This is a genomic window from Campylobacter sp. BCW_6463 (assembly GCF_001762785.1).
Classification (GTDB): domain Bacteria; phylum Campylobacterota; class Campylobacteria; order Campylobacterales; family Campylobacteraceae; genus Campylobacter_D; species Campylobacter_D jejuni.
The window spans coordinates 1-3,217 of sequence record NZ_MJXL01000062.1; the positions used below are offsets into that span (position 1 = coordinate 1).

General features: G+C 26.0%; 3 protein-coding genes. All 3 read right to left on the reverse strand.

Going from position 1 to position 3,217, the window contains the following annotated elements:
* On the reverse strand, positions 1 to 1,035 hold a 1,035-nt coding region (locus AJ884_RS07115), incomplete at its 3' end, for a hypothetical protein (protein WP_186820848.1).
* A gap of 274 nt (positions 1,036 to 1,309) precedes the next feature.
* Positions 1,310 to 2,605: a hypothetical protein gene (locus AJ884_RS10125; protein WP_057033579.1), complete on the reverse strand. Its 1,296-nt coding sequence runs from the start codon at positions 2,603 to 2,605 to the stop codon at positions 1,310 to 1,312.
* A gap of 14 nt (positions 2,606 to 2,619) precedes the next feature.
* Positions 2,620 to 3,087 (reverse strand): hypothetical protein, encoded by a 468-nt coding sequence (locus AJ884_RS07125; RefSeq protein WP_002799345.1) that lies wholly within the window; start codon positions 3,085 to 3,087, stop codon positions 2,620 to 2,622.
* Positions 3,088 to 3,217 lie beyond the last annotated feature (130 nt).

Below are 3,217 nucleotides of genomic sequence, written 5' to 3' on the forward strand. Positions count from 1 at the left end.
CTCTTGTTTTCTATCTTCATCTTCTAAGATTTCATCTAGTCCTTGTGCGATTTGAAGTTTTAAATTTTGCATTTTTGCAGGAGCTAAAAAACTAAAATGATATTCGTTTAATTCTTTATTATCTTCTAAAGCATTTTTGATGATTTTATCATACTCATGTAGCTGTGTAAAATACCCTACTCCTAAATCTTTATTTTCAAATTCCTTATAAGCACTTTTATAAACTTTAGCAATGTTTTTTGGGATAATAAAATAAAGTTTGATTAAATTAGTATCAAAGCTAAGATTTAATTCTTTAAATTCATAATCTTTACTAAAGTCTTGTTTGAATTGATTAAGAATATTTATATCCTCTATATCTTTTAAATCTTTTAAATCTATATTAAATTCATTTAAAGCCTTATTTTGTTCTTTTTTTTCATTATTGATTAAAAGATTATAGATAGGTAAATTATCTTTTTGAAATCTATCACTTTTATAATGAAGTCTTATTATAGGTTCTTTTAACTCTATTTGATTTTTACTTTGTTCTCCTAAGCCCTCTTTAGGATTAAAGCTGTGATCAAATTTAAACTTAGTAGGAGTAAAGCTTACTTTTAAAGGAAAACCTTTATCACTAATACAAGCTGATATGAGTTCTTGTAAGATTACATATTCATTATTGACTTTCTTTTGAGATAAGGATCCTTTTACATTAACAACTTTAGTACAAGGAACACTTACACCTGCTATAGTATTAGGACAAGCTACTATACTAGAGTTTAATAAATCACTTTCTAGCATTATAGGCACACCATCATCTTTAAAAGTTTTTCCTTTGTTTGATTTAAGTATGACTTTACCTCCATGGATACATTCTAGGTTTTGATTTTCTAAAAGAGCATGAAGTTTAGCTATAGCTTGTTTTTTATCTACTTGTGTGGTTTTTTGTTCTTTTAAAGTGTTTGAAATTAAGTCTTTATACTCTAAGCTTTGTTTGCTTAAACATTCTAATTTAATATTTAAAGAATTTTCTATAATAGAATAATTAAGCAAACAAAGTTCATCATTTTTATAAAAGATGCTAAGTCTTCCTTTGCCACTGCTTTCATCTTTAGGAGAAAAATAATAACTAGGTGTATCTTGTTTTATAGTATTATCTTGATCTAATTCTCCAAAGTAAAAAGGATTGTTAGGAAGTTCATTTGAGCCTGTAAGGAGTATACCTTGAAAATAAATTTTAGAATGAGTTAAATCAACATTTTTAGCCCTTAAGACTTCACAATCAATCACTTCTTTATCATTAGCAAAAATTGTTTCTTTTACTTTTTCAAGAGGCATGAATTTTCCTTAAATTTTTAGTCATTTTATGATAACTTAAACTCCAGTATTTATCGCTTTTTTCTCCTGCTAAAACATTAAAATAAAATTCATTTCTATCTTTTTGATATTCTTGTGAGATATTACCATAATCATATTTATGATAAAGCATTCTTGAAAGCATTTCATCTTTAGGTATAAAAATAAAAGGATAAAACTTACTCACACTAAAATTATTATATTTTTGACTCAAATCTAAATCTTGTATCGCAATAGCTTCATAATCATTATCTGCTTTTAAAAGTTTAATTTGTCTATCTTTTCTATCGAAATAAATCAATTCAAAATCGCCTTTTATGCTTGTATTAAATTTTTTAGTGATAGATTCCAAACAAAAATCTAATTTATTATATATACTTTTAAGTTGGGAGGCTTTATCATAAAATTTTTTAATACTTTCATAATATCTTTGATTTTCTATATCTTTTTTACAAAAAGTTTGTATTTTCTTTTCTAAATTTTCCTGATTTACATAACATATATAATTATTATCTAGCATAGATCTAGTCCAAGTAATAAAAGCTCTTGCACCTTTTACGCTTTGTAAATTATCATCAATGTTTTGAAATTTCAAAAAGATAGAGTGAAGAGATTTGATCAAGCCAAAGATATCTATCAAATTTCCAGGCACTTTATATTCATCATCAATAAGCTCTATTCCTATATCAGAAAGTTTTTGAATAACCCAAGTAACGCAGTTGTTTTCAAGAAGCTTATAGGTAAATTCTTCATTGATTGGTTCTTTGCTATTAGGTGTAATTTCTTTTGTAGTATTAAAATCATTTTTAATATTTGCAAGTAGGATTTCATATTGTTCTTTAGAAAGTTCTAAAGTGCAACGATTAGAGGGTTTGAAAGCTTGGGGGCTTCTTAGTTTTTTAATAATATAACAATTTTTATCAATATTGCTATCTAATACATATTGGTTATTGTTAAATACTTTGCCAGGAGATCCTATAAGAGATTCTGCAACATTAGCAATTCCAGTTCCAAAACCCCAAAAACCATCATTGAATTCATTAGGTTCTTTAGCTTCATACCATTTTTGATCTATCTTGTCCCATTCTTTGTTTTTAAGATATTCTTGTCTTAATGTTTCATCTGCTTTATCAAGCTCATCAGGACTTTTGCCTTTGGTAAGTCCTAAGAAAGCGTGGGTGAAATCTAAGCCGTTTCCATTATAAAGACTAACTAATATTTCATATTCTAAAAACTCATCAATATAAATCGTTGCATAATATTTCATTTATAAAATCCTTTCTAATATGTTGCCAGTCCATAAAAAAAGAACAATGTGCAAGTATAACCCAAGGCGAATAGTAAAACACTAAACATAAACTTTCTTTTAAAAATGGATATTAAGAAAAATACTCCTATACCACAACAACCAACAATAAACAAGCTTAAACTAGAAAAATAAAATGCTAAAAATATAAATACCGCAGATAAAACCAAAGGAATGGCATTATAAATATATAATAAATTAAACATTATGCAAGAATATACAATAACAAATAACTCTATTGCATTTCTATCAAATATTAATAAAAATAAATTCTTATCATATTTACCATAACTAATGTAAATGTAGTGAAAAGTTAGAATAATATAAGTTACCAAAGCAAGAATCAAGCTACACACAAACCAAGCAATTTGTCCACTTGATATATTGTCTATTCCTTTGCTTTCTAGCTTTGTTTTGAGTTTAGAATAAATAGGAATTTGCAAATTTACTCCTAATATAGATAAATTGTTTTATTATAACCAATCTACTTAATACTTTTAATTAATTTAAATTCTTTGTTTTTAAGATATTCTTGTCTTAATGTTTCATCTGCTTTATCAAGCTCATCAGGAC